Here is a 25769-nt window from a genome sequence, read left to right on the forward strand (position 1 = left end):
TAATTGGTCGAGCCATTGCGGAGAACGACATGAAAAAACTCAAATTGGTGATGATCGGCAACGGCATGGCCGGGGTTCGCACCCTTGAAGAATTGCTCAAGCTGAGCAGCGACCTGTACGACATCACCGTGTTCGGCGCCGAGCCCCACACCAACTACAACCGCATTCTGCTGTCGCCGGTGCTGGCCGGCGAGCAAACGTTCGAAGAGATCGTGCTCAACGAGCTCGACTGGTACCTGGATAACCACATCAAGCTGTTGCTCAACCGCAAAGTGGTGCAGATCGACCGTGTCAAACGCCTGGTCATCGCCGAAGACGGCACCGCAGCCGAATACGATCGCCTGCTGATCGCCACCGGTTCGACGCCATTTATCCTGCCGATCCCAGGCAATACCTTGAAAGGCGTGATCGGCTACCGCGACATCGCCGACACTCAGGCCATGATCGACACCGCCAAAACCCACAAGCACGCTGTGGTGATCGGCGGTGGCTTGCTCGGCCTGGAGGCCGCCAACGGCCTGATGCTGCGCGGCATGCACGTGACCGTGGTGCATATCGGCGAATGGCTGTTGGAGCGGCAGTTGGACAAGACCAGCGGCCAACTGCTGCAAACCGAACTGGAAAGCCGTGGTCTGGTGTTCCGTCTACAAGAACAGACCCAGGCGCTGCACGATGCCGGTAACGGCCGTGTCGGCTCGGTGCAATTCAAGAACGGCGACGTCATCCCCGCTGACCTGGTGGTGATGGCCGCCGGCATCCGCCCCAACACCGAACTCGCAGAAAAATCCGGTATCCCGTGCAACCGCGGGATTTTGGTCAACGACACCTTGCAGACCTACGACCCACGCATTTATGCCATCGGCGAATGCGCCAGCCATCGTGGCATCGCCTATGGCCTGGTTGCGCCACTGTTCGAGCAAGCCAAAGTCTGCGCCAATCACCTAGCGCAGCTGGGCTTTGCCACCTACAAGGGCTCGGTCACCTCAACCAAATTAAAGGTCACCGGTATCGACCTGTTCTCCGCCGGCGACTTTATGGGCGGCGAAGGCACCGAAACCATCACCCTCAGCGACCCGATTGGCGGCGTGTACAAAAAACTGGTGATCAAGGACGACATCCTGGTCGGCGCCTGCCTGTACGGCGATACCGCGGACGGCGGTTGGTATTTCCGTCAGATCCGTGAGAATCATGCGATTGGTGAGATCCGCGATCACTTGATGTTCGGCGAAAACGCTTTAGGCGATGTCGGCCATCAAGGCCAGGACAAGGCCATGAGCATGGCCGACAACGCCGAAGTCTGCGGCTGCAACGGCGTGTGCAAGGGCACCATCGTCAAGGCGATCCAGGCGCACGGGCTCTTCAGCGTTGACGAGGTCAAGAAGCACACCAAGGCCGCCAGCTCCTGTGGCTCCTGCGCCGGGCTGGTGGAACAGATCCTGATCAACACCGTGGGCGGTGCCGCGGACGTCAAACCGAAGAGCGAAAAGGCGATCTGCGGTTGCAGCGACCTCAACCACGGGCAAATTCGCCAGGCCATCCGCGATCAGCACTTGCTGACCATCGCCGGCACCATGAGCTACCTGAACTGGCGCACACCCAACGGCTGCGCCACCTGCCGCCCGGCGCTCAACTATTACCTGATCTCCACTTGGCCAGGCGAAGCCAAGGATGACCCGCAATCGCGCCTGATCAACGAACGCGCCCACGCCAACATTCAGAAAGACGGCACCTACTCCGTAGTCCCGCGGATGTGGGGCGGTGTGACCAATCCGTCAGAGCTGCGGCGTATTGCCGACGTGGCCGACAAGTACAACGTGCCGATGGTCAAGGTCACCGGCGGGCAACGCATCGACCTGCTGGGTATCAAGAAACAGGACCTGCCAGGGGTTTGGAAAGACCTCGACATGCCTTCCGGTCACGCCTATGGCAAATCCATCCGCACCGTGAAGACTTGCGTCGGCAGTGAGTTCTGCCGTTTTGGCACGCAGAACTCGACGCAGTTGGGCATTGAGCTGGAGCATGACCTGTTCAATATGTGGTCGCCGCACAAGGTCAAGCTGGCGGTCTCCGGTTGCCCACGCAATTGCTCGGAAGCCGGCATCAAGGACGTGGGCATCATCGGCGTGGATTCGGGCTGGGAGATGTACATCGGCGGCAACGGCGGGATCAAAACCGAAGTCGCGGAGTTTTTCGTCAAGCTCAAAACCGCCGACGAAGTCCGTGAATACAACGGCGCTTTCCTGCAGCTTTACCGCGAAGAAGCCTTCTACCTCGAGCGCACCGTGCATTACCTGCAACGCGTGGGCATGGAGCACATCAAGAAGGCCGTACTGGAAGACCCGGCTCGCCGCCAAGCCCTCAACGAGCGCCTGCAGTTTTCGCTGTCGTTCGAACAAGACCCTTGGAAAGAACGCCTGGAACAGCCGCTGCTGAAAAAGGAATTCGAGGTCATCCCCGTCAAACAGCTGGAGGTGCCGGTATGAACTGGCTGGATATCTGCGCACTCGATGAAATCAACGCCCTGGGCTCGCGCATCATCAATGGGCCCAAAGGCGATATCGCGATTTTTCGTACCAGTGATGACGAAGTGTTCGCCCTCGACGACCGCTGCCCGCACAAGGGCGGTCCGTTGTCCCAAGGCCTGATCTACGGCAAGCGCGTGGCCTGCCCACTGCACAACTGGCAGATTGATCTGGCATCCGGCGAAGCCCAGGCACCGGACATCGGCTGCGCGCACCATCACCACGCCCGCGTGGAAAACGGCCGGGTCATGCTGGCCCTGCGGGACGCGGGTTGATGAACCGCCAGGTCACCGCGTCCACCTGCTGTTACTGCGGGGTGGGTTGCGGCGTGCTGATCGAGCACGATGGCGCGCAGATCCTCGGTGTACAAGGCGACCCGAACCACCCGGCGAACTTCGGCAAGTTGTGCAGCAAAGGCTCAAGTCTGCACCTGACCGGCGACTTGGCGGCCCGCGCCTTGTACCCGCAGCTGCGTCTGGGCAAAGGCCTGGCGCGGGCACGCACTGACTGGGAAACCGCACTGGAGCACGCGGCCAACGTGTTCGCCGAAACCATCAGCGCACACGGGCCGGACAGCGTGGCGTTCTATATTTCCGGGCAATTGCTGACCGAGGACTACTACAGCTTCAACAAGCTGGCGCGCGCACTGGTCGGCACCAACAACATCGACAGCAACTCGCGGCTGTGCATGTCCTCGGCAGTGGTGGGCTACAAGCGCAGCCTGGGCGCCGATGCGCCGCCGTGCAGTTATGAAGACCTGGAGTGCAGCGACTGCGTAATGATCGTCGGCAGCAACATGGCCTACGCCCACCCGGTGTTGTTCCGACGCCTTGAGGAAGCCAAAGCGCGGCGCCCGCAGATGAAAGTGCTGGTGATTGACCCACGCCGCACGGACACCTGCGATTTGGCTGACCTGCACCTGGCCATCCTGCCTGGGACGGATGTAGCGTTGTTCCATGGGATTTTGCATCTGTTGCTGTGGGAAGACTGGGTCGACCGAGACTTTATCCAGGCGCATACCGATGGGCTGGCCGAGCTGAAACGGCTGGTGCATGACTACACGCCGCAAATGGTCACTCAGCTGTGCGGGATCAGCGTCGAGCAACTGCGCCTGTGCGCCGAATGGGTCGGCACCTCCAGCAGTTTTCTGTCGCTATGGTGCATGGGGCTCAACCAATCCACCGTCGGCAGCGCCAAGAACAGCGCGCTGATCAACTTGCACCTGGCCACCGGCACGCTGGGCCGAGCGGGCTGTGGGCCGTTTTCCCTGACTGGCCAGCCGAATGCGATGGGTGGGCGCGAGACCGGCAGTTTGTCGAATTTGCTGCCCGGCCATCGCGAGGCGACCAACCCGGAACATCGGGCCGAAGTGGCCGCGTATTGGGGGGTTGAACAACTGCCCGCCAGCACCGGGCTGACCGCCATCGAACTGTTTGAACAGGTACAGGCCGGCAAGATCAAGGCGTTGTGGATCGCCTGCACCAACCCCGCCCACTCCTTGCCCGACCAAAACACCGTGCGCATGGCCTTGGAGACGTGCCCTTTCGTGGTGCTACAGGAAGCTTTTCGTACAACCGAGACGGCCCGTTTCGCTGACCTGCTGTTACCAGCAGCCAGTTGGGGCGAGAAAGAAGGTACGGTGACCAACTCTGAACGGCGCATTTCCCACGTGCAACGGGCCATCGCCCCACCTGGGGAGGCGCGTCCGGATTGGGCAATCACTGTGGATTTTGCCCAGCGCCTGGAGCGACGCCTTCGTCCCGGAAAACCGGGGCTTTTCGCCTTTGAACACCCCTCGCAGATCTTTGATGAGTACAAACTGCTGACCCGCAACCGCGACCTTGACCTGTCGGGCATCAGCCATGCCCTGCTCGATCGGATGGGTCCGCAGCAATGGCCGTTTCCCGCGGGCGCGCAATCTGGAACTGCGCGCCTGTACACCGACGGCGTATTCCCGACCGAGAGCGGTCGCGCGCACTTTGTTGCCGACCCCTACCGCGCCGCCAAAGAGCAGCGCGACGCACGTTTTCCGCTGACGCTGATCACCGGCCGCCTGCGTGATCAATGGCACGGCATGAGTCGCACAGGCACTGCAGCCCAGTTGTTTGGGCATGTGAGCGAGGCACTGCTGAGCCTGCACCCGGATGAGTTGCGCCGCCATCGCTTCAAGGACGGTGACCTGGTCAACCTCAAGAGCCGCCGCGGCAGCGTGGTGGTTGCCATCAACAGTGATGACAGCGTGCGCCCCGGCCAAGCGTTCCTGCCGATGCATTGGGGTGACCGTTTTCTCAAGGGGGGCGTGAATACGCTGACCCAGCCAGCCTTCGACCCTTTGTCGAAACAGCCAGAACTCAAACACAGCGGTGTACGCCTGGAGGCTGTGCAACTGCCGTGGCAGCTGTTTGCGTTGATCGAAGGCGATGTGCAGCAACACGTCGAGGCACTGCGCCCGCTGTGCGAGGGCTTTGCCTACGTGAGCCTGAGCCTGGCCGGGCGCGAACGGCCGGCACTGGTGGTGCGCGCGGCACATACCGAGGCGCCCGACCTGCAACTGCTGACCCGTATCGACGCACTGCTGGGGCTCAACGACGGCCCAGTGATGGCGTACGACGACCCGCGTCGCTCGATCGGTAAACGCGTAAAAATCGAAAAAGGCCGGATTACCGCGTTGCGCCTGGCCGGTGAAACCCTGGCTCGGCATTGGTTGCAAAGCCTTTGGCTGGAAGGCCGCACTGACGATCAATTGCGACGCTGGCTGCTGGCACCGCTCAGTGCGCCGCCGGGCGGTGCGGCAGCCAGCGGCAAGATTGTGTGCAACTGCAAGAACGTCAGCGAAAACGCCGTGTGCGCAGGCATCACTCGCGGCCTGGACCTTAACGGGCTCAAACAGGCGCTGGGCTGCGGCACGCAATGCGGCTCGTGCGTACCGGAAATCAAACGTCTTTTGGCCAGCAACCCGCAGCCAATCGCAATCAGTGTGTGAGGGAAAAACATGAGCGCAAAAATCTGGCTGGTGGGTGCCGGGCCCGGTGATCCTGAACTGCTGACCCTGAAGGCGGTACGGGCACTCCATGAGGCCGATGTGGTGTTGATTGATGACCTGGTCAACCCGGCAGTGCTGGAACACTGCCTTAACGCGCGGATTATCAGCGTAGGCAAACGCGGTGGCTGCCGTTCGACACCACAGGAGTTTATCCATCGCCTGATGCTGCGTTATGCCCGGCAAGGCAAATGCGTGGTGCGATTAAAGGGGGGTGACCCATGCATTTTCGGGCGTGGCGGCGAAGAAGCGACGTGGTTGCGCGAACATGGTGTGGATGTGGAGTTGGTCAACGGGATCACGGCGGGCCTGGCCGGAGCAACAAACTGCGATATCCCGCTGACGTTGCGTGGGGTCAGTCGCGGTGTAACGCTCGTTACGGCACATACCCAGGACAACAGCAGCCTGAACTGGCGTGCACTGGCCGAAAGCGGGACGACGTTGGTGGTGTATATGGGCGTGGCGAAGCTGGAGGAGATCCGTCAGCAGCTGCTGGAGAGCGCCATGGCAGAGGATATGCCGGTGGCGATGATCGAAAACGCATCGCTGCCTCAACAGCGAGAATGCCGTAGCACGTTGGGGCAGATGCACAAGGATGCGCAGGCGTTCGCCTTGAAGAGCCCGGCAATTCTGGTGATCGGCAGTGTCGCTGCGGCTGCACAGACGGCATGCGTGGCGGTATCCGCCAGCGCCTGAAGCAAACGCCAGACGAAAAAAAGCCCGGCCTAAGCCGGGCTTTTTTTTACCACTCAGTAATTACTGAGCAGCTTGAGCTTCTACCGAGGCTTCTACGCGACGGTTGATAGCACGGCCAGCTTCAGTTGCGTTGTCAGCAACTGGGCGGGATTTGCCATAACCAACCGAGCTTACACGGTTAGGAGCGATACCGTCTTTGACCAGAACTTGCTTGACCGCGTCAGCACGACGCTGGGACAGCTTCTGGTTGTAAGCGTCAGGACCGACGGAGTCAGTGTGACCTTCAACAACGGTGGTGGTTTGTGGGTACTGTTTCATGAAGTCAGCGAGGTTTTTCACGTCGCCGTAGCTGTTAGGCTTAACAACCGACTTGTCGAAGTCGAACTTCACGTCCAGCTCAACACGAACAACCTGAGCAACTGGAGCTTCTGGCTCTGGAGTTGGCTCTGGAGCTGGTGCTGGGGTAGGAGCTGGAGCTACTGCGCCGGCGTTGCCGCCGAAGTTCACACCCAGGCCAACCAGTGCGGAGTAATCCCACTTGCCGTTGTCCAGGTTGTAGTCAGACTCAACACCGGCACGTGCGAACAGGTTGTTGGTGAAGTAGTACTTCACGCCAGCGCCAGCGATAGCCAGGGTGGACTGATCGCGACCTTTGTGGCCGTCAACTTCAACGTTGGTACGGCTCTGGTGACCGAAACCACCTTCAACGTATGGACGCAGGGAGTCAACACCGGCCTGACCGAAGTGGTACTGAGCAGTCACGCTGCCAGTGTCACCTTTGATCTTCTGGCTACCAGTACCGTCGTTCGAACGGGTGTGGTTGGTAGTGTCGTAGTTCAGGTTGATCGACACGTCGTCGGTCAAGAAGTAACCGATGCTTGCGCCAGGGTTGAAGCCGTCTTCGATGTGCTTAACGCTATCGTTGTACTGCTTCTTGTAGAACAGCTGGCCTTCAACTGCGCCTTGGCCTTGTGCCAGAGCGCCGAAAGAAGTGGCAGCAATAAGAGAACCAATGGCAAAGCCCAAGGTGTTTTTCAGTTTCATCCGTTAAATCCCCATCTGGTGATTGTAAAGCAGTCCCACAAACCGGGGGACAACTCGGCGACAAGTCTAACAGAACTTGCCTACACGTAAGAGATATTTGCCACGCACTAAGTTTCAGTCTCGCCCGCAAATTTCTCACGTAATTTATCAAGAGCACGCTTGTAACGCATTTTTGTAGCACTCAAACCCATGTGCATGATGTCAGCAATTTCCTGAAACTCCAGCTCTGCGACAAATCGTAGCACCAAAATTTCGCGGTCAATTGGGTTCACATGCACCAACCAGCGATCAAGTCCACCCTTTTCCTCGGGTGCCGGCGCCTTTTCTTCAGACGCTTCCTCAAGGGGGTCGAGACTCAAAGCGTCCATCAACCGACGCTTTCGCCGCTCCTTACGATACTGCGTGATGCACTCGTTATACGTGATGCTGTAGAGCCATGTCTTGAACTTCGATTTGCCCTCGAAGTTCTTCAGGCCATACAGCACCTTGAGCATCACTTCCTGACAGACATCGTCCGCATCTCTATCGTTCCCTAAATACCTTGAACAAACGTTGAACAGAGTGCGTTGATATCTGCGCATCAATTCTTCGTACGCGCGTGTTACGTGAAACAGCTCCGTGTGCGCGCGCGCGACCAACTCCTCATCAGAGAGCTCACGGGGGTCATAGCGCGTGGACAGCGTTTGGGCTTTATTCAAAACAAGTCGTGCCGACAGTCAGGTCAATGTCCGCTACAGCCCGGTCACCCGGGTTTGCGGCGGCGTACATTAGCAGGGTTTGCCGGATTAGCGGCTACTGACCTGCTGCTCCAGGAGAATCCGATTGGACAGCGATACCAGCTCACCGTCATCGGTCAGCACGGTCGTCTTGACTGTGCCGATCTCCTCGATTTGCCCTTCGACCTCGCCCACACGCACCTGTTGCCCAACCTGATACAGCTCACGCACATAGATTCCCGCAAGAATCTGACCGGCAATTTCCCGGCTTCCCAACCCCATGGCCAGCGCAACGGCCAGACCAACGGTAATCAAAACAATCACAATCACATGGTTGAGCAGGTCAGTTTTGACCTCGAGCTGGCTGATCGCGACGGAAATACTGATGATGATCACCAGCCCCTGAGCGATCCGCCCCAGGCCCGCAGCATAGTCCAGCCCCACACCTTCAGCGGCTCCGCGCACCAGCCCGTTGGCCAGTTGCGCCAGTAAAACGCCTACGAGCAGCACCAGCGCGCCGCCGAAAACCTTCGGCAAATACAGCGCCAGCATGTCGAGCGTAGCTGAAACTCGCTCAAGTCCAAGGGATTGAGCTGCAGAAACCAGAAAAATAAGTAAAACGAACCAGTAAACGATCTTCCCGATGAGGGTCGAGATCGGCACTTGCAGCCCGGCACGACCCAACAGCTTGGTCAGGCCCGTGCCTGCCATCAAGCGGTCCAGGCCCAGTTTGGCGAGCAATTTGGACAGCAGGGTGTCGAGCAGCTTGGCCACGACAAAGCCCAGCAAGACCAAAACCAGAGCACCAAACAGGTTGGGAATGAAATTCGCCACCTTGGTCCACAATGCAGTCATCGCAGTGACCAGGCTCTGGGTCCAGAGATCAAGTTCCATATTCAATCAGCCTTATCAGCAGTGCGAGCAAGAGGTTTACGACGGGAAACCGGCGACACATGGGCCGAACCATTGTTCAGAGCCATCATCAGCGCCGGCAGCCAACGACCGAGCAGCCCGAACAGATCTCCCGCACCTACCTGACGGTTGGCGGTTTTCAACACGCGACCCAGGCAGGCGTCGTCGTCACGGTTGGACGGCGAAGCATTAAGCATGTCACGCAATGACTGTTCGAACGGATCGTGCATAAAGACCTCTCGCAAGTGATTTAAAAGACGAGGGTTAAATTCCTGGGGTCACATGTACCCCCTACTACGTTCAGGTCATATTCAGGTCAAACCCAGCGCAATCGTCGAAATAGCCACCATTGTCCCAAGGCGACGACCACCATCATCAGGCACGCAATCATGAATCCGTAGGGACTGGCGGAGAACGGAATCCCGCCCACATTTATCCCCAGCAAACCGGTGAGAAAACTCATCGGCAAAAAAATCCCGGTGATGATACCGAAGCGGTACATGGTGCGATTCATCCGCAGGCTCAATCGCCGGTCTTCGGTCTCAAGCACAAGCCCCACGCGCTCTCGAGCCAATTCGAGCTCTTCCAGGTAACGCGTCAGGCTGTTGTGTAATTCGTTCCAGTAGTCAGCATCGTCATCACAAAACCACGGCAATTTGGTTCGCGTCAGCTGGGCAAAAATATCTCGCTGAGGGGCGAGGAAACGCTTGAGCCCCGCCGCGCGTCGACGGATCTGCAGGACGCTGCCATGTTCCGGAGTATACCGTTCGTCGGCATCCAATTTTTCTTCTTCGATATCGACGACTTCAGACAGATCGGTAACCAGATCCTGCACTTTGTTGGTCAGGTACTGCGCCATATAAAGGATGAGTTCCGAAGCGGTTTTCGGCCCTTTGCCCTCCGCCAGTTGCACCAGCAACTCATCGGTTGCGCGCAGCGGACGCAGGCGCAAGGAAATCACGCGATCAGCCGCTGCGAAGATCCGCACCGACACCATGTCTTCCGGCTCGGCGCCCGGGTTCAGGTTGACCCCGCGCAGAAACAGCAGCAATTGGGCTTCGGGCAGCGGCAACAGGCGCGGACGGGTGTTTTCCTCCAGCAGCAAATCGCAGGCAAACTCGCTCAAGCCGCTGGACTTACGCAGCCAGGTCTGGGTCTGCGGATGGCTGCGATCCCAATGCAGCCACAGGCTTTCCTGAGGCTGAAGTTGCAAGTCGTCGAGCTCAGTCCGGGCAATCGAACGCGCACCGCCTTTACCGTCCAGCACCAGGGCATGCACCAGCCCCCATTGCGCGTTTTCTTCCTCGAACATCCTCACCCCTATCGGCAACAGCAGTTTATTCAGGCATTTTCAGCGGGCTGGGCGAGACGATCACGCCGTTATTGTCCGCATAAATGTATTCACCGGGGCGGAACGTCACGCCGGCGAAGGTCACCACCACGTTCAGGTCGCCAATGCCGCGCTTGTCGGTCTTCATCGGGTGAGTGGCCAGCGCCTGTACACCCAAATCGGTTTGGGCAATGACATCGACATCCCGGATGCAGCCGTAGATCACCAGCCCTTCCCAGCCGTTTTTTGCGGCTTTCTCGGCAATCATGTCGCCGAGCAACGCGCGACGCAGGGAGCCACCACCGTCGACCACCAGCACCTTGCCGGCGCCCGGCTGATCGGCCTGTTCCTTGACCAGGGAGTTGTCCTCGAAGCATTTGATGGTGACGATCTCGCCGCCAAAGGAATCCCGGCCACCGAAATTACTGAACATCGGCTCAACCACCTGCACCAGCTCCGGGTAGGCGTCGCACAGATCGGGCGTCACGTAATGGTTCATCGAGAAACTCCTGTCATCAAAGAAGAGGTCGAACATCCCACGGTGTACATCAGAAAAACGCGTCGCAACAGGCAATCTTTAACGGTTCACCGGTTGGCGGCGGCCATGATCGGACTCGCTTCGTCGCAACGCAATAGCGACTGCGCGACTGAATATGACCAGAAGCGTTTAACGCGTCATATCTTAGCCGCAACCACACACGAGTGAAACGCCCTTGGCAGAGCGCTTGATCAAACAGCTGCCAGTACCTGCGGGTACGCCCCGGCCAAGGGTGTCAGTGGATCGTTCAACCACCGCACCACCATTGGCCATACCTCGGCTTGAGCAGCTTTGCTGACCAGCATCTCGACATGCCCGAAATCCCCGCTGAAGCCCTGCTGGCGACCCAGACACAGGTATTGGCGGTGCTCGGAGCCGACTTGCTCGAACAACTTGCGGCACGCCCAATCCGGGTCCTGCTGGTCACCGGCGGCACTCACCGCCAACAACGGCACATCGACTTCGGCGAGGCCCTTCCACCAATCCTGTTTGCCATCGCCAAAGCGACCGAACAGGCCGTTCCAGCGCATGGCTTCGATCATCACGCCCGCAGGTTCATCCTCCGGACCACGCTTGAGCCGCGCGCCGGACACCTCGCCAAAGCGTTTCAGGAGCAAACGAGCGGTCCACTCCACCGGTGGAATTTTCAACGGCCAGTGGGTACGGCTGACCTGGCAACCAAACAACGCCACCGAGGCCACCACTGGCGCCCCCAGGTGCTGCCCGCCGAGGGCCGCAGCCAGTGCGGTGCCGCCCAGGGAATGCCCGATCCAGTGCGGGATTTGTGCACTTTGCTCACGCACAAACGCGCCGATGGCCGGCAAATCGTAACACGCGTAGTCGGCGACGCGATTCTTCGCGTAGTCCTGGTTGCGCTTGGACAAGCCATGCCCGCGCATTTCCGCGATCCACACATCAAAGCCCTGGCGCGCCAGATAAGCGCCCAAACCGATGCCTTTGGGCGAGTACCAGAAACGTCGGTTGGAAAAACTACCGTGCAACAAAATGACCGGCGTGCCCCGGTTTTCCGGGACATCGGCCAGGCCCAAACGCGTCACGGCCAGCTCGACGGTGCCGTCGGGGCTGTTGCCGGGTTTGAGGCGATACACATCTTCACTCAGGTCGCCGCGACGTTCAGCACTGATCAGGGCGACGGGAAACAGGTTGCTGCTGCTTTGCATAATGCTCTTGCACAAAAAAGGGCGGCGTCCGGAAGGAGTTCCGCCCTGCACAGATAAGAGTGCCGGTCACCCTTGAGGCGTGACCGGCACTTTTTAAGTCACGACTTAGGCGGACGCTTGCCCTTCCGCCAGGAAGAACCAGGTTTCCAGCACGGAATCGGGGTTCAGCGAGACGCTTTCGATACCCTGTTCCATCAGCCATTTGGCCAGGTCCGGGTGGTCGGAAGGGCCCTGGCCGCAGATGCCGATGTACTTGCCAGCCTTATTACAGGCCTGGATGGCGTTGGCCAGCAGCTTTTTGACCGCAGGGTTACGCTCATCGAACAGGTGGGCAATGATCCCCGAGTCGCGGTCCAGGCCCAGGGTCAGCTGAGTCAGGTCGTTGGAGCCAATGGAGAAACCGTCGAAGAACTCCAGGAACTCTTCGGCCAAAATGGCGTTGGACGGCAGCTCGCACATCATGATGACGCGCAGGCCGTTTTCACCACGGCTCAGGCCGTTTTCTGCGAGCAGGTCGACCACTTGGCTCGCCTCGCCCAAGGTACGCACGAACGGCACCATGATCTCGACGTTGGTCAGGCCCATCTCATTGCGCACGCGCTTGAGAGCACGGCACTCAAGCTCGAAGCAGTCGCGGAAGGCCTCGCTGATATAACGCGAGGCGCCACGGAAGCCCAGCATCGGGTTTTCTTCTTCCGGCTCGTAGAGCTTGCCGCCGATCAGGTTGGCGTATTCGTTGGACTTGAAGTCCGACAGGCGCACGATGACCTTTTTCGGGTAGAACGCCGCCGCCAGGGTGCTGATGCCTTCCACCAGCTTCTCGACGTAGAAGCCCACCGGGTCGTTGTAGCCGGCGATGCGCTTGTCGACGCTTTCCTTGATGTCCAGCGGCAGGCCGTCGTAGTTCAGCAGGGCCTTGGGGTGCACGCCGATCATGCGGTTGATGATGAATTCCAGGCGGGCCAGGCCCACACCGGCGTTCGGCAACTGCGCGAAATCAAAGGCGCGATCCGGGTTGCCGACGTTCATCATGATCTTGAACGGCAGATCCGGCATGGCATCGATGGAGTTTTGCTTGATGTCGAAGCCCAGCTCACCTTCAAAGATGAAACCGGTGTCGCCTTCAGCGCAGGATACGGTCACGCCCTGGCCGTCTTTCAACAGTTGGGTCGCGTTGCCGCAGCCCACCACCGCAGGAATGCCCAGCTCACGCGCAATGATCGCCGCGTGGCAAGTACGCCCGCCCCGGTTGGTGACGATGGCGCTGGCGCGTTTCATCACCGGCTCCCAGTCCGGGTCGGTCATGTCGGACACCAGCACGTCGCCCGGCTGGACTTTGTCCATCTCGGACACGTCCTTGATGATCCGCACCTTGCCGGCGCCGATGCGCTGGCCGATGGCACGGCCTTCCACCAGCACGGTGCCGGTTTCTTTCAGCAGGTAGCGTTCCATGACGTTGGCGGAAGTGCGGCTTTTCACGGTTTCAGGACGCGCCTGCACGATGTACAGCTTGCCGTCATCACCGTCCTTGGCCCACTCGATGTCCATCGGGCACTTGTAGTGCTTTTCGATGATCATCGCTTGCTTGGCCAACTCGCTGACCTCAGCGTCGGTCAGGCAGAAACGCGCGCGCTCGGCCTTGTCGACTTCAACGGTTTTTACCGAGCGACCGGCCTTGGCCTCGTCGCCGTAGATCATCTTGATGGCCTTGCTGCCCAGGTTGCGGCGCAGGATCGCCGGGCGACCGGCCTCAAGCGTGTGTTTGTGTACGTAGAATTCGTCCGGGTTGACCGCGCCCTGCACGACGGTTTCGCCCAGGCCGTAGGCGCCGGTGATGAACACCACGTCACGGAAACCGGATTCGGTGTCCAGGGTGAACATCACGCCGGCGGTGCCGGTTTCCGAACGCACCATGCGCTGCACGCCGGCAGACAAAGCCACCAGCTTGTGGTCGAAACCTTGGTGTACGCGGTAGGAAATGGCGCGGTCGTTGAACAGCGAGGCGAACACTTCCTTGGCGGCGCGGATGACGTTTTCGACGCCGCGGATATTCAGGAAGGTTTCCTGCTGACCGGCAAAGGAGGCATCCGGCAAGTCTTCGGCGGTGGCCGAGGAGCGCACGGCAACGGCCATGTCCGGGTTGCCGGCCGACAATGTAGCGAAGGCGGTGCGGATTTCTTCGTTGAGCTTCTCGGGGAACTCGGCGTCCATGATCCATTGACGGATCTGGGCACCGGTCTTGGCCAGGGCGTTGACGTCATCGACGTCCAGGGCGTCCAGCGCGGCGTGGATCTGGGCGTTGAGGCCGCTCAGCTCGAGGAAGTCGCGGTAAGCCTGGGCCGTGGTGGCGAAACCACCGGGCACCGAGACACCAGCGCCTGCAAGATTACTGATCATCTCGCCGAGGGATGCGTTCTTGCCCCCCACATGCTCTACATCATGGACGCCGAGCTTATCGAGGGAAACTACGTACTCTACCAAGGTGATCTCTCCACTTTCTGTGTTGGAAAAGCTCAGGACGCCAGCGGCTCAGTAGGAGCAAACGCCAGCGCTTGTGGCCTGGACCTGGAAAATAAGTGAGAATGCGGCCCACTGCGGGACGGCAAAATCGCGCCTATCATATCCAAGATTCGCCATCAGCTTAAGGCCCAGGGCTCAAATGAAACGATCTGCTTTCTTTATCTCCGACGGCACCGGCATCACAGCCGAAACATTGGGTCAGAGCCTGCTCGCGCAGTTCGAAAACATTACCTTCGCCAAATTCACGCGGCCCTATATCGACAGCGTGGATAAAGCGCGAGCCATGGTACAACAAATCAATCTGGCGGCCGAAAAAGACGGTTTTCGTCCGATCATTTTCGACACCATCGTCAATCAAGACATCCGTGAGATCCTCGCCACTTCCAATGGTTTCATGATCGACATCTTCTCCACGTTCCTGGCGCCACTGGAACAAGAGTTGAGTGAACACTCCTCCTACTCAGTAGGAAAGTCCCATTCCATTGGCCACAACTCCAACTATATGGAGCGTATCGAGGCGGTCAACTTTGCCCTCGACAACGATGACGGCGCCCGCACTCATTACTATGACAAGGCCGATTTGATCCTGGTGGGCGTGTCCCGCTGCGGCAAAACCCCGACGTGCCTGTACATGGCCATGCAGTTCGGTATCCGCGCCGCCAATTACCCGCTGACCGAAGACGACATGGAACACCTGACGCTGCCGGCCGCCCTGCGCGCGCACCAGCACAAGCTGTTCGGCCTGACCATTGACCCAGACCGCCTCACGGCGATTCGTAACGAACGCAAGCCCAATAGCCGCTACTCCAGCTACGCACAGTGCGAGTTCGAAGTGCGCGAGGTGGAAAATCTGTTCCGTCGCGAAAATATTGCGCACATCAATTCCACGCATTTTTCGGTGGAAGAGATTTCGGCGAAGATTTTGGTGGAGAAGGGTGTAGAGCGCAGGTTCAAATAACTGCGCTGTCTGAACTGACGCCTTCGCTGGCAAGCCCGCGCCCACATTTGACCGAGTTCCAACACTGGAATGCATTCAAATGTGGGAGCTGGCTGGCTTGCGATGAACGATAACGCGGTAAACCTGCCTACAGGTGAAACCTGCCACCACCCTGCCCCAACGCCGTCGCCAGCGCATCGAACCCAGCCCGCAACAACTGATCGTCACCCGACGTATTACAGATACTCGCCCGAATAAACTGCGGCACCGCCGTTTGCCCTACCGCAAAGGCTTCGGCCGTGGCGATCAGGTAATTATTCTGCTTAAGTTCCGCCTCGATTTCCGACGCGCGCCAGGGCTCCGGCACTTCAATCCAAAAATGCGGGCTGTTGAGGTGGGTGCGGTACTCCAGGCCGGTCAGCAGGTCGCGCACCAGGGCTTTGCGGCGGCTGATCTCGTTGATCTGCTGACGTAGCAAGTATTCCGCCGTGCCGTTTTCGATCCACTGGGTCGCCAGCTCCAGAGTCACTGGCGTGGCCATCCAGCACGTCGAGCGCAAGGCCGCCGAAATACGACTGACCAGCGCCGGTGGCGCATGCACGTAGCCCACCCGCAACCCCGCGGACACCGCCTTGCTCAGGCTACTGATCAAAATCGTACGTTCAGGCGCGAAATGGCTGAGGGGCGGCGGCCGATCTTCTACCAATACGCCGTGGGCTTCGTCTTCAAGAATCAGCAGATTGTGCTCGCGACACACTTTGACCAACGCTTCCCGGCGCGCGACCGACAACACCGCTGTGGTCGGGTTCTGGATGGTGGGCGTGCAGTACAACGCCGAAACCCGGTGATTACGACAGACTTCATCCAGCGCGCCCGGCAACACGCCTTCTTCGTCCATCTCCAGGCCGATCAGGCGCACGCCGAGCATGCGCGCGGCCGTGATCAGCCCGGGATAGGTCAGCTGTTCGGTGACCACCGTATCGCCCGCCCGCAGCAATGCCATCATCGCGCACAGCAGGCCATGCTGGCCGCCATTGACGCAGATGACCTGCTCGGGAATCGGGTGAAAATCACGCTGCACAAGCCACTGCGCCCCGGCCTCACGGTAGCGCGGCAAACCGGCATCCGGGGTGTAGGCGCTGATGTCCTGGAGGAACTTGGCGTTGGTCGACAAGGTTTGGAAGCTCTGGGCCAGAAACACCGTCTCCTGACCAGGAATATGCATGTTACGGCTCATGTCGAAGTAATGGCGCGGCTCCTCGCTGACGTTGCGAAAACCTTCATCACGCTGGCGCTCCATCCCACGCTTGCGAACGAAAGTGCCGTCACCCACCCGCGCCACCACCAACCCGAGGCGTTCAAGTTCGCCGTAGGCTCGGCTGATAGTGCCGATGGTTACACCCAGATTGTCGGAAAGCACCCGATGGGGCGGCAGTTTTCGTCCGGGTTCAATCAAGCCTTCGAGGATGCCTCGTTCCATCACATCGGACAGGCGCTTGTACTTCACGCCCTGACCGCTGGACAACCCCTCACGCATAATTGACACCATGTCAATATTTGTTTTGACAGCCATCATTCGCCCTAATAGTGTGCTTTTACGGGTTCAATCACCGAATGAAACAACTTAATACACAGTCAATATAGAGTTCAATTCCGGCTCAGGGAAGCAATAAACGATGCCAATGTCCGCCGTTCTTGAAAACACAACAAAAACAAAAACTCAGAAACAGTGGTTGGCCGGCCTGGTAACCAGCGTGATGTTTCTTATCGTGTGCCTGAGTTGGGGCACTACGTGGCTGGGGATTAAGATCGCCGTCGAGAGCGTGCCACCGCTGACCTCGGCGGGCCTGCGCTTCCTGATCGCCTTCCCGTTGTTCCTGTGTTTCGCCCTGGTGCGCCGTGAGCCCATCCTGTTCCCGCGCGAAAGCCGCTGGTTCTTCGTATTCGTGACACTGTCCTACTTCAGCGTTCCCTATTACCTGCTCAACTACGGCGAGATGCATGTCTCTTCCGGCCTCACCGCGCTGCTGTTCAGCTGCATGCCGGTGTTTATCCTGATTTTCTCCGCGCTGTTTCTGCGCGAACGCATCTATTTTTCCCAGGTGGTCGGCATCGGCATCGGTTTCGGCAGCCTCTACATGATCATCAAGAGCCAGGGCCTGCACTTGGACCATGCTGAATTCTTCGGGGTGCTGGCGATTCTGACCGCCGCGATCATGCATGCCTTGTGCTACGTCATTACCAAGCAAAAAGGCAGCGCCATCAGCGTGATCACCTACAACACGCTGCCCATCGGCATTGCCGGGTTGATGCTGTTTGTGGCCGGCCTGTGGTTTGAAACACCCACCTTCGAAACCATCACGCTGCGTTCCTGGAGCGCGCTGTTCTACCTGGGGCTGGTGGCGTCGGTGGGCGGGTTTATCGTGTATTTCATGCTGCTCAAGCGCTTGAGTCCGATCATTCTGTCGTTCGTGTTCATCATCTTCCCGGTATTCGCGGTGATCATCGGCGCCTGGTACGAAGGCGTGGAAATTTCCCGCGACCTGATGCTGTACTCCGCCATCCTGCTGGCTGGTTTCGCGATCACCAAGCTGCCTGTCGAAAAACTCCTGGCCAAGAAAAATTGAGCCTCCTGACCCACCCCTATCAGCAACGCGAGAGAAACATGGACGTCCTCCGCCCCAACGCCCTGGAGCAGATCTATGCCCACGCCAGCCGCAGCTACCCAGAGGAATGCTGTGGTTTTGTCTTCGCCGACGGCAGCGTGTACCTGGGCAGCAATATCCAGAACGAATTACACCGCAAGAACCCCCAGATGTACGCGCGCAGCGCGGCCAACGGCTACACCTTCTCGGTAGCCGACACCCTGCTGATGAACAAGGCGTTGCGCAGTGATAACCCGGTAGTGGTGATTTATCACTCGCACCCGGATGTCGGCGCCTACTTCAGTGACGAAGACCAGGACAAGGCACTGTTCCTGGGTGAGCCGATCTACCCCGTGAGCTACCTGGTGGTGGACGTACGCCAGGGCAAGGCCCTGGGCTCAAAGCTGTTTGCCTGGGACGGCAAGCATTTCGCCCCTCAACCCTTCAACGACCTGCACACGGAGTTGTCCATGAACGCTGTCTCTTTCCCCGACATTCTGGTTCGCGTGGCCAAGCTGCCGGAATCGACCCTCGAGGGCACCGGATCGACATTGCGCGAAGTCATTGAAAACCTCTGCAGCAGCCACCCGCAGCTGCGCCCGCACCTGTTTCACGAGAAGAACAATCAGCTCAAGGAACACTTCCTGTTCACGGCCGAGGAAGAACTGGTCGACGCCGACGAGCCCTTGCCGGAAAAAGCCAGAATCGAAGTGCTGCTCGCCACCTCGGGCGGCATGGACGTCGAGGCTTTAAGCAACGAAGAAGTGCAGCGCTACGTGCGCCATATCACTCTGCCAGGCGTCGGGCGCGAAGGTCAGTTGAACCTGAAAAAGGCCAAGGTATTGATCATCGGCACCGGCGGCCTCGGCTCGCCCATCAGCCTGTACCTGGCGGCGGCCGGCATTGGCACCCTGGGCCTGGTGGACTTCGATGTGGTGGAAAGCAGCAACCTGCAACGCCAGATCGTTCACGGCAACAGCACACTGGGCATGCCCAAGGTCGAGTCGGCCAAACAGCGCCTGCAGGATCTGAACCGGCACATGCAGATCAACGCGCACAACACTGCCCTCAACGCCGACAACGCCCTGGAACTGGTGGGCGCCTACGATCTGGTGATCGATGGCACCGATAATTTCGACACGCGTTACCTGGTCAACGACGCCTGCGTGCAGCTGGGTAAGCCTCTGGTCTACGGCGCCATCTACCGCTTCGACGGGCAGATCAGCGTGCTCAACTATAAAGGTGGGCCGTGCTACCGCTGCCTGTTCCCCTCAGCACCGCCTGCCGAGCTGGCACCCAACTGCAGCGCCGGCGGCGTAATCGGCGTATTGCCAGGTGTGGTTGGCATGATTCAAGCCACCGAGGCCATCAAATTGCTGATCGGCATCGGCGAGCCGCTGTCCGGTCGATTGATGCGCTTCGATGCGCTGGCGATGAAATTCAGCGAAATCCGCTTCAAGCGCCGCGCCGACTGCCCGTGCTGTTCGGCGCTGCGTCGCAGCGAACCGGTGGCGCCGACAGTGTGCGCCGATGCCGTGCCCAGCCAACCGTCCCTGGCCGAAGAACGCTACATCAAGCCGCGAGTACTCAAGCAAGTGCTTGAACACCAGCGCAGCGCCGATGTGCTGCTGGACGTGCGTGACGCCACTGAGCTGGAGGTGTGCAAACTGCCGGGCGTGGTGCATATCCCCCTGGCCGAACTGGATGAGCAACTGCACAGCCTCAGCCGCGACAATACCCATTACCTGATCTGCTACGCCGGCTCCCGCGCCGAGCAAGCCGCCAGCACCTTGCTGGCCGCCGGTTTCGCCAACACCAAAGTCCTGCAGGGCGGCATGAAACACTGGGTTCGCGACGTCGAACCCGACATGCCTTTGTACTGATCCGGGGGCTGAGCGATGTTGCATAACTCCATTCTTGACGTGATCGGCCACACACCGATCGTGCGTCTGGCGCAGTTTTCCGAAGACCTTGGCATCGAGGTCTACGCCAAGCTGGAATCCCTCAACCCAGGTGGCAGCCACAAGGCACGCATTGCGCTGGGCATGATCCTCGACGCCGAGCGCCGCGGCGTGCTGATGCGCTATTCCGGGCAAACCATCATCGAGCCCAGCGGCGGCAACACCGGCATTGGACTGGTGATGGCCGGCAACGTGTTGGGTTACAAAGTGGTGCTGGTGATCCCGGACAACTACAGCCCCGAAAAACAGAAACTGCTGCGCCTGTATGGTGCCAAGGTGGTGCTGTCGGACAGCCGCCTGGGGAACAATTCCCACGGCGAAAAGTGCATGGAGCTGCAGCTCGAAAACCCCAGCTACGTGATGCTCAACCAGCAGCGTAACGGCGCCAATCCGCAAACCCACCGCGACACCACCGCCCCGGAAATCCTCCGCGCGTTCGGTGAACGGCGCGTGGATTATTTCGTCAGCGGCATCGGCACCGGCGGCCACCTCACGGGCATCGGCGAAACGCTCAAGGCCGCCTGGCCTGCACTGCGGGTCATGGGCGTGGAGCCGGAGGAATGCGACCTGCTGAAAAACCAGCACGCGCCGCACCATATCCAGGGCCTGTCGATTGGCTTGATCCCGAGCATTCTCAACCTGGACGTGATCGACGGCATGCTCAAGGTGTCGCACCAGGCCTGCATCGACATGATCAAACGCATCATGCGCACCGACGCCATCAGCCTGGGCTTGTCCTCGGCCGCCAACATGGTCGCCATCGCCCAACTCGCCCCCGAACTGCCGCCCGAAACGGTGGTGTTGACCATGGTCTACGACAATGCTGACAGCTACCTGCCCAGTTTCGAATAACCGGTTTCCCAACCATCCAGAACGCGGGGGTGCCTCCATGGGGGGCTTTATCGACATGCAACAGCTGCACGATGAGTTGCTCACCCACCTCATCAAGACCCTGACGCCTGCGCAGATCAAGCAGCTGGAACCGCACCTGGCGCCGCTGATCCAGAACGCCGCCCAGGCGGTGGCCGAAGACTTGATCGCCTATGCCTACCGCGACCCGGCGTCACGCGGGCGCGGCGAGTTGATTCTGGAATCCTATGCCTCGTTCAAGGCCGTGCTGTTCTACCGCCTTGCGCACCTGGTATGGCATTTCCCCGATCAAACCAATGGCGAGTTTTCGCGCATGGCTCTCAAGCTCAGCAACCAGGGCAAAATTCTCTCTGGAGCCGAGATCCATCCCGCTGCGCGCATAGGCCGGCGCTTCGTGCTGGACCACGGTTACGGCACAGTGATCGGCGAAACCTGCGAGATCGGCAACGACTGCTACATCCTCTGCGGCGTGACACTGGGCGCCCGCGGGATCGCCAACAACCCGGATGGCAAACGCCACCCGCGCCTGGGCAACAACGTCGAGGTCGGCGCCGGCGCCCGCGTGTTGGGGTATGTGCTGATCGGCGACAACGTGTTTATCAGCCCTTCGTGTGTCATCACCCAGGACGTGCCTGCCGGTACCAAGGTCAAGGTGGTCAATCAGGTTCAACTGCAGAAAAACGATGAGTCAGACCACAGCAACTACCTCGGGGCTTTCGCCCTGGACGAGCGTTTGCACGTGGTCGGCGAAGTGAATGCCAGCCACAAGGTCACGGTGCTCGACGCCGACTTTCACCCGTTGCAGGGGCTGATGCTGGAGCCCACGGTGAAAGAGCGTCATCACCTGCAGTTTCGCCTGCGCCGCCTCGATGTCGGCGAGCAACTGCCACGCTTGCCGCTGAACCTGAAAATCTGCGGGCCGGAATTTGAAATCACCCTGCTCTCCCCCCCTGGCTTGAGTGCGATGGTGCGTCACCTGTTGCAAGCCAGCCCACTGATTGTCGGAGGTTGAACATGTCCGTGCACACCATGGAAACCCTGGCGCTGTTCGACAGCGCGCCCTACCAGAATGCCTTCAGCGCGCGGGTGATTGCGGTCAGCGAACACGGCATTGCCCTGGAGCACACGCTGTTCTACCCCACCGGCGGCGGCCAGCCGGGCGACACCGGGCACCTGACACTGGCCGATGGCACGCGCGTCGAAGTGATCGGCACCGTACGCGACCCGGTGCTGCGTTCGATCATCTGGCATCAAGTCCAAGAGTGCCCGCCGCAGTTGATTGCCGGGGTGCAGGTAGACGCGGGTCTGGACTGGGAGCGCCGCTACCAACATATGAAGATGCACACCTGCCTGCATTTGCTGTGCTCGATCATTGATGCCCCCGTCACCGGTTGCAGCATCGGCGCAGACAAAGGCCGGCTGGATTTCGACTTGCCGGAAATGACCCTCGATAAAGACAGCATCACCCGCGACCTCAACGCCCTGATCGAGCAGGCCCACGTGGTGAAAACCCTGTCGATGCCCGCCTCGGAGTACTCAACCCTGCTGCAGATCACCCGTACCCAGGCAGTAGCGCCGCCGGTGATCCAGGGTTCGGTGAGGGTAATTGAAATCGCCGGCATCGATATCCAGCCATGCGGTGGCACCCATGTGATCAACACCGAGGAAATCGGCCGGGTGTTCTGCGAGAAAATCGAAAAGAAGAGCAAGCACAACCGCCGGGTGATCCTGCGGTTCGAGGGATAGATCAACCCTGACGCGGCCCGTATGGGGTGCCCCCATACAAGGCCGACGCGGTGCAGCCCTTATTGCTTTTGCTCGCTGATTTTCTTGCTCAAGGTCTCGATCTGCGCTTGAAGCTGCGCAATCACCGCCTTGAACTGTGCTTCCATTTGATCAAGCCCGGCCTGCAGCTGTGCGTTTTCACTCATGAGTGCTTCAACGCCACGCGCAGCAGTCGCTTCTGGCTCATCGCTCGGGGCCGACGTTGGGTCATTCGCGGGGGCCGCTGCGTCGGGTGACGGACCAGGAGCAGAATTTTCCGGCTCAGAAGGCACCGCGTTCTGAGGCGTGCCAATCGCGTCAATGCGTTGAGCCAAGCCCTGGATTTGCTCTTGCAGTTGCTGAATCACCGTCTTGAGCTCCCCGAAAAACGCTAACACTTCCTGGCGAAACGCTTGGCTCTCACGGTTCAACGCTTCAAGACTTTGAGCCTGGCCCGGCTCAGTCCCCGATGGGTTCGGTGTAACCGGCGAAGCCTGCGACGGCGCAGTGTGCTGCTCACCTGCAGAACGGTTCTGCGGCGTAGCCTCAGGCTGATTCGAGGAGGGTTGAGTGGCTTCACGGGGTGTATTGAGTTGCTGGGTCAGGTCGACAACTTGCTGTTGGAGGCTCTGAATCTGTGGCCCAACCTCAGCGGCAAACCCCTGGAACTTGGCACGAAGCGCCATATTTTTTTGCGTCAGTTCTGCCAGCGAGTCCGTCGCCTCCGAACCCTGTGAAGGTGGCGCGTTCACGATCGCGCTGTGGCTTGAGAACTGGCCGCGCTGCTCGGGCGTCATCGCAGGGCGCAGCGGCGCCGAATCGGGCTGGGTACTGGCTCGTTCGGAGGCGCGGGCGCTGTCCTGGTAGCTGATGGGCGACGGCTTTTGAGGCTGTTCATAGCCAACCGTGTAGGGTGCTGGCCGAGTATTTACGCTAGTCATAGGGACCTTCCCAGATTCAGGTAGTGAAGTCGTGATTGCCGATTTGAAGGCCTGCGTTCGCACGCCGTCTGGTTACCTGATTGGCGTTTCTCTGAAAGAGGGTTCCGGAACCGTAGGGCGGGTAAGTGGCTATTTGTATCTCAGGCAAAAACAGCGGTGCCTTGCGCTTGTGTCAGGGGCGGACGCCCGGCGCACCAACACATAAGCCGCAGTTCGTACAGGAAACTGACAGCAAATTTATGTGCTTGTAACATTCAGAAACGTACAATCCCGCCTGCAACGCCTCGTTGCCCCTGACTCACGAAAACAGCGCCCGCCCTTCTCGGTGGGTCATTCGTGCAGCAGCTAAGCTCACTCCCATCACGCCCCTGAACGCTGCAGGACTGACTGCCTATGAACAGAGTGTTTCGTCACTATTTACCGGCGTCCACGCTGCGCTTGCTACCCAATCGCTGGGATTTGGTCGCCTTGCCTTTGGTGATCGGCTTTTTATTGTTTTTCTCCATTACTGCGCGGGAAACCTGGGCACCAATCGCCACGTTGCAAAGTGAAGTCATCTCTCTGGACCCGGCCAACCTGCCGGAATACGCCATGCGCACCACCCTGCGCATGCTGGCGGCGATGGTCGCCGCGCTGGTCTTCACCCTGTTGTACGGCACCCTGGCCGCCAAAAGCCGGCGTGCCGAGAAACTGCTGGTGCCGGTGCTCGACATCCTGCAATCGGTGCCGGTGCTCGGCTATATCTCTTTTACCGTGACGTTTTTCCTGTTGCTGTTTCCCGGGCGTGTGCTGGGCGCCGAGTTCGCGGCGATCTTTGCGATCTTCACCAGCCAGGCCTGGAACATGACGTTCAGCTTCTACCAGTCGCTGCGCATGCTGCCCCACGACCTGGTCGAAGTGTCGACCAACCTGCGGCTTTCCGGCTGGCAGAAGTTCTGGAAGCTCGACGTGCCCTTCGCCATGCCCGGGCTGGTGTGGAACATGATGATGAGCATGTCCGGCGGCTGGTTTTTTGTGGTCGCCTCCGAAGCCATTACCGTCGGCGACAAGACCATCACCCTGCCGGGCGTGGGTTCTTACCTGGCCCTGGCCATTGCCCAGAAAGACCTGCACGCCGTGGGTTACGTGATCCTGGCGATGATTGTGGTCATCCTGATGTATGACCAGTTCCTGTTCCGTCCGCTGGTGGCCTGGGCCGACAAGTTCCGCATGGAGACCACGGCCTCTCAGGGCGCCGCGCCGCAATCCTGGCTGTTGAACCTGATCCAGCGCACGCGCGTGGTTCAGCGCATCCTGCGCCCGATCACCCGTGCCATCAGCCGTATCGGTAACAAGCGTTTCAGCCTCGCGGGCAGTGCGCTCAAGGCGTTGCCGGCAGAAACACCAAAGGCCTCAAAAGTGATCGATTGGGTGTGGGGCACACTCATAGCGCTGCTGGCCGCTTATGCGCTGTATCACATCGTGCAGTACGTCGGCACCGAAGTGACCTTTGCCGAGGTCGGCCACGTGTTCGTGTTGGGCCTGATCACCCTGCTGCGGGTAACCGGGCTGATCCTGATCGCATCACTCATCTGGGTGCCGCTGGGCGTGATGATCGGCCTGCGCCCCCGCCTTGCGGAGAAAATCCAGCCACTGGCGCAGTTCCTCGCCGCCTTCCCGGCGAACCTGCTGTTCCCGGTATTCGTCATCGTGATCCTGCACTACAAGCTCAACCCGGACATCTGGCTGAGCCCGCTGATCGTGCTGGGTACCCAGTGGTACATCCTGTTTAACGTGATCGCCGGGGCCAGCGCGTTTCCCAATGACTTCAAGGAAGCTGCCGCCAACTTCCGCATCCGCGGCTGGTTGTGGTGGCGCAAGGTGATGCTGCCGGGGATCTTCCCCTATTACGTTACCGGCGCCATTACCGCTTCGGGCGGCGCGTGGAACGCCAGTATCGTTTCCGAGTACGTGTCCTGGGGCCAGGACAACGTGGTCGCCCACGGGCTGGGCGCCTACATTGCACAGACCACCGCCGCCGGCGACTTCCCGAAAATCGCCCTGGGCGTGGTGGTGATGTCGATCTTTGTGGTGGCCTTCAACCGCGCAGTCTGGCGGCCGATGTACGCCCTGGCTGAAAACAAACTTCGCTTGAATTGACGGGATTCGCTGT

General features: G+C 59.7%; 21 protein-coding genes. 11 read left to right on the top strand and 10 right to left on the bottom strand.

Annotated features, from left to right (window positions below):
* Positions 1-29 precede the first annotated feature (29 nt).
* Genes nirB through cobA form a run of 4 tightly spaced genes read left to right on the top strand, consistent with a single transcriptional unit; the run spans position 30 to position 6258 of the window.
* On the top strand, positions 30-2483 hold the full coding sequence (gene nirB / locus L8K08_RS08755) for a nitrite reductase large subunit NirB (protein WP_242195892.1): 2454 nt from the start codon (positions 30-32) through the stop codon (positions 2481-2483).
* Positions 2480-2797: a nitrite reductase small subunit NirD gene (gene nirD, locus L8K08_RS08760; protein ID WP_145159126.1), complete on the top strand. Its 318-nt coding sequence runs from the start codon at positions 2480-2482 to the stop codon at positions 2795-2797. Before nirB ends, nirD begins: the two co-directional genes overlap by 4 nt.
* Positions 2797-5505 (top strand): nitrate reductase, encoded by a 2709-nt coding sequence (locus L8K08_RS08765; RefSeq protein ID WP_242195895.1) that lies wholly within the window; start codon positions 2797-2799, stop codon positions 5503-5505. Before nirD ends, L8K08_RS08765 begins: the two co-directional genes overlap by 1 nt.
* A gap of 9 nt (positions 5506-5514) precedes the next feature.
* Positions 5515-6258 (top strand): uroporphyrinogen-III C-methyltransferase, encoded by a 744-nt coding sequence (cobA, locus tag L8K08_RS08770; RefSeq protein WP_242195898.1) that lies wholly within the window; start codon positions 5515-5517, stop codon positions 6256-6258.
* 60 nt (positions 6259-6318) lie between these two features.
* Here cobA and L8K08_RS08775 read toward each other — a convergent pair whose 3' ends face one another.
* The 8 genes from L8K08_RS08775 to ppsA all read right to left on the bottom strand — a co-directional run bounded on the left by L8K08_RS08775 (position 6319) and on the right by ppsA (position 14460).
* A complete protein-coding gene (locus L8K08_RS08775; protein WP_106576304.1) occupies positions 6319-7302 on the bottom strand; it encodes an OmpA family protein in 984 nt (327 codons plus the stop codon).
* A 107-nt stretch (positions 7303-7409) separates the two neighbouring features.
* Entirely contained in the window at positions 7410-8000 is a 591-nt protein-coding gene (gene sigX, locus L8K08_RS08780; protein WP_034120675.1) for an RNA polymerase sigma factor SigX, read from the bottom strand.
* An 87-nt stretch (positions 8001-8087) separates the two neighbouring features.
* Positions 8088-8912, bottom strand: coding sequence for a mechanosensitive ion channel domain-containing protein (locus tag L8K08_RS08785; protein ID WP_003193288.1), 825 nt, complete (start codon positions 8910-8912; stop codon positions 8088-8090).
* Between the two features lie 2 nt (positions 8913-8914).
* Positions 8915-9160, bottom strand: a complete 246-nt coding sequence (locus L8K08_RS08790) for a hypothetical protein (protein WP_005790375.1) — start codon at positions 9158-9160, stop codon at positions 8915-8917.
* Positions 9161-9246: 86 nt separating this feature from the next.
* On the bottom strand, positions 9247-10242 hold the full coding sequence (locus L8K08_RS08795) for a zinc transporter ZntB (protein ID WP_145159135.1): 996 nt from the start codon (positions 10240-10242) through the stop codon (positions 9247-9249).
* A gap of 25 nt (positions 10243-10267) precedes the next feature.
* Complete coding sequence (gene rraA / locus L8K08_RS08800) at positions 10268-10759, bottom strand: ribonuclease E activity regulator RraA (protein WP_145159137.1); 492 nt, start codon at positions 10757-10759, stop codon at positions 10268-10270.
* A 230-nt stretch (positions 10760-10989) separates the two neighbouring features.
* Positions 10990-11979 (bottom strand): alpha/beta fold hydrolase, encoded by a 990-nt coding sequence (locus L8K08_RS08805; RefSeq protein WP_242195901.1) that lies wholly within the window; start codon positions 11977-11979, stop codon positions 10990-10992.
* Between the two features lie 105 nt (positions 11980-12084).
* On the bottom strand, positions 12085-14460 hold the full coding sequence (gene ppsA / locus L8K08_RS08810) for a phosphoenolpyruvate synthase (protein ID WP_106576300.1): 2376 nt from the start codon (positions 14458-14460) through the stop codon (positions 12085-12087).
* A 178-nt stretch (positions 14461-14638) separates the two neighbouring features.
* Here ppsA and L8K08_RS08815 point away from each other — a divergent pair, with 178 nt between their 5' ends.
* Positions 14639-15457, top strand: a complete 819-nt coding sequence (locus L8K08_RS08815; RefSeq protein WP_058412273.1) for a pyruvate, water dikinase regulatory protein — start codon at positions 14639-14641, stop codon at positions 15455-15457.
* A gap of 127 nt (positions 15458-15584) precedes the next feature.
* Here the strand turns inward: L8K08_RS08815 and L8K08_RS08820 are convergent, their stop codons facing one another.
* On the bottom strand, positions 15585-17009 hold the full coding sequence (locus L8K08_RS08820; protein ID WP_106576709.1) for a PLP-dependent aminotransferase family protein: 1425 nt from the start codon (positions 17007-17009) through the stop codon (positions 15585-15587).
* A gap of 160 nt (positions 17010-17169) precedes the next feature.
* Here L8K08_RS08820 and L8K08_RS08825 point away from each other — a divergent pair, with 160 nt between their 5' ends.
* Genes L8K08_RS08825 through L8K08_RS08845 form a run of 5 tightly spaced genes read left to right on the top strand, consistent with a single transcriptional unit; the run spans position 17170 to position 22658 of the window.
* Positions 17170-18063, top strand: coding sequence for an EamA family transporter (locus tag L8K08_RS08825; protein ID WP_164487959.1), 894 nt, complete (start codon positions 17170-17172; stop codon positions 18061-18063).
* A 38-nt stretch (positions 18064-18101) separates the two neighbouring features.
* Positions 18102-19964: a molybdopterin-synthase adenylyltransferase MoeB gene (gene moeB / locus L8K08_RS08830; RefSeq protein ID WP_242195904.1), complete on the top strand. Its 1863-nt coding sequence runs from the start codon at positions 18102-18104 to the stop codon at positions 19962-19964.
* A gap of 15 nt (positions 19965-19979) precedes the next feature.
* Positions 19980-20894 (top strand): PLP-dependent cysteine synthase family protein, encoded by a 915-nt coding sequence (locus tag L8K08_RS08835; protein ID WP_242195907.1) that lies wholly within the window; start codon positions 19980-19982, stop codon positions 20892-20894.
* A gap of 37 nt (positions 20895-20931) precedes the next feature.
* Positions 20932-21924, top strand: coding sequence for a serine O-acetyltransferase (locus tag L8K08_RS08840; protein WP_106576296.1), 993 nt, complete (start codon positions 20932-20934; stop codon positions 21922-21924).
* A 2-nt stretch (positions 21925-21926) separates the two neighbouring features.
* On the top strand, positions 21927-22658 hold the full coding sequence (locus L8K08_RS08845) for an alanyl-tRNA editing protein (RefSeq protein WP_242195910.1): 732 nt from the start codon (positions 21927-21929) through the stop codon (positions 22656-22658).
* 59 nt (positions 22659-22717) lie between these two features.
* On the opposite strand, the gene L8K08_RS08850 is transcribed toward L8K08_RS08845, so the two are convergent.
* Positions 22718-23680: a hypothetical protein gene (locus tag L8K08_RS08850; protein WP_242195913.1), complete on the bottom strand. Its 963-nt coding sequence runs from the start codon at positions 23678-23680 to the stop codon at positions 22718-22720.
* 330 nt (positions 23681-24010) lie between these two features.
* On the opposite strand from L8K08_RS08850, the gene L8K08_RS08855 reads away from it, so the two are divergent.
* Entirely contained in the window at positions 24011-25756 is a 1746-nt protein-coding gene (locus L8K08_RS08855; RefSeq protein ID WP_242195915.1) for an ABC transporter permease subunit, read from the top strand.
* Positions 25757-25769: the final 13 nt, after the last annotated feature.

Source organism: Pseudomonas sp. TREG-RG-20F-10-E-6-01 (assembly GCF_022662455.1).
GTDB lineage: Bacteria > Pseudomonadota > Gammaproteobacteria > Pseudomonadales > Pseudomonadaceae > Aquipseudomonas.

What these genes read in the sequence shown, in the direction of transcription:
- nirB (WP_242195892.1), top strand. Translation starts at nt 30, where the DNA reads ATGAAAAAACTCAAATTGGTGATGATCGGCAACGGCATGGCCGGGGTT.
- nirD (WP_145159126.1), top strand. Translation starts at nt 2,480, where the DNA reads ATGAACTGGCTGGATATCTGCGCACTCGATGAAATCAACGCCCTGGGC.
- L8K08_RS08765 (WP_242195895.1), top strand. Translation starts at nt 2,797, where the DNA reads ATGAACCGCCAGGTCACCGCGTCCACCTGCTGTTACTGCGGGGTGGGT.
- cobA (WP_242195898.1), top strand. Translation starts at nt 5,515, where the DNA reads ATGAGCGCAAAAATCTGGCTGGTGGGTGCCGGGCCCGGTGATCCTGAA.
- L8K08_RS08775 (WP_106576304.1), bottom strand. Translation starts at nt 7,302, where the DNA reads ATGAAACTGAAAAACACCTTGGGCTTTGCCATTGGTTCTCTTATTGCT.
- L8K08_RS08785 (WP_003193288.1), bottom strand. Translation starts at nt 8,912, where the DNA reads ATGGAACTTGATCTCTGGACCCAGAGCCTGGTCACTGCGATGACTGCA.
- L8K08_RS08790 (WP_005790375.1), bottom strand. Translation starts at nt 9,160, where the DNA reads ATGCACGATCCGTTCGAACAGTCATTGCGTGACATGCTTAATGCTTCG.
- L8K08_RS08795 (WP_145159135.1), bottom strand. Translation starts at nt 10,242, where the DNA reads ATGTTCGAGGAAGAAAACGCGCAATGGGGGCTGGTGCATGCCCTGGTG.
- rraA (WP_145159137.1), bottom strand. Translation starts at nt 10,759, where the DNA reads ATGAACCATTACGTGACGCCCGATCTGTGCGACGCCTACCCGGAGCTG.
- L8K08_RS08805 (WP_242195901.1), bottom strand. Translation starts at nt 11,979, where the DNA reads ATGCAAAGCAGCAGCAACCTGTTTCCCGTCGCCCTGATCAGTGCTGAA.
- L8K08_RS08815 (WP_058412273.1), top strand. Translation starts at nt 14,639, where the DNA reads ATGAAACGATCTGCTTTCTTTATCTCCGACGGCACCGGCATCACAGCC.
- L8K08_RS08820 (WP_106576709.1), bottom strand. Translation starts at nt 17,009, where the DNA reads ATGGCTGTCAAAACAAATATTGACATGGTGTCAATTATGCGTGAGGGG.
- moeB (WP_242195904.1), top strand. Translation starts at nt 18,102, where the DNA reads ATGGACGTCCTCCGCCCCAACGCCCTGGAGCAGATCTATGCCCACGCC.
- L8K08_RS08835 (WP_242195907.1), top strand. Translation starts at nt 19,980, where the DNA reads ATGTTGCATAACTCCATTCTTGACGTGATCGGCCACACACCGATCGTG.
- L8K08_RS08840 (WP_106576296.1), top strand. Translation starts at nt 20,932, where the DNA reads ATGGGGGGCTTTATCGACATGCAACAGCTGCACGATGAGTTGCTCACC.
- L8K08_RS08845 (WP_242195910.1), top strand. Translation starts at nt 21,927, where the DNA reads ATGTCCGTGCACACCATGGAAACCCTGGCGCTGTTCGACAGCGCGCCC.
- L8K08_RS08855 (WP_242195915.1), top strand. Translation starts at nt 24,011, where the DNA reads ATGAACAGAGTGTTTCGTCACTATTTACCGGCGTCCACGCTGCGCTTG.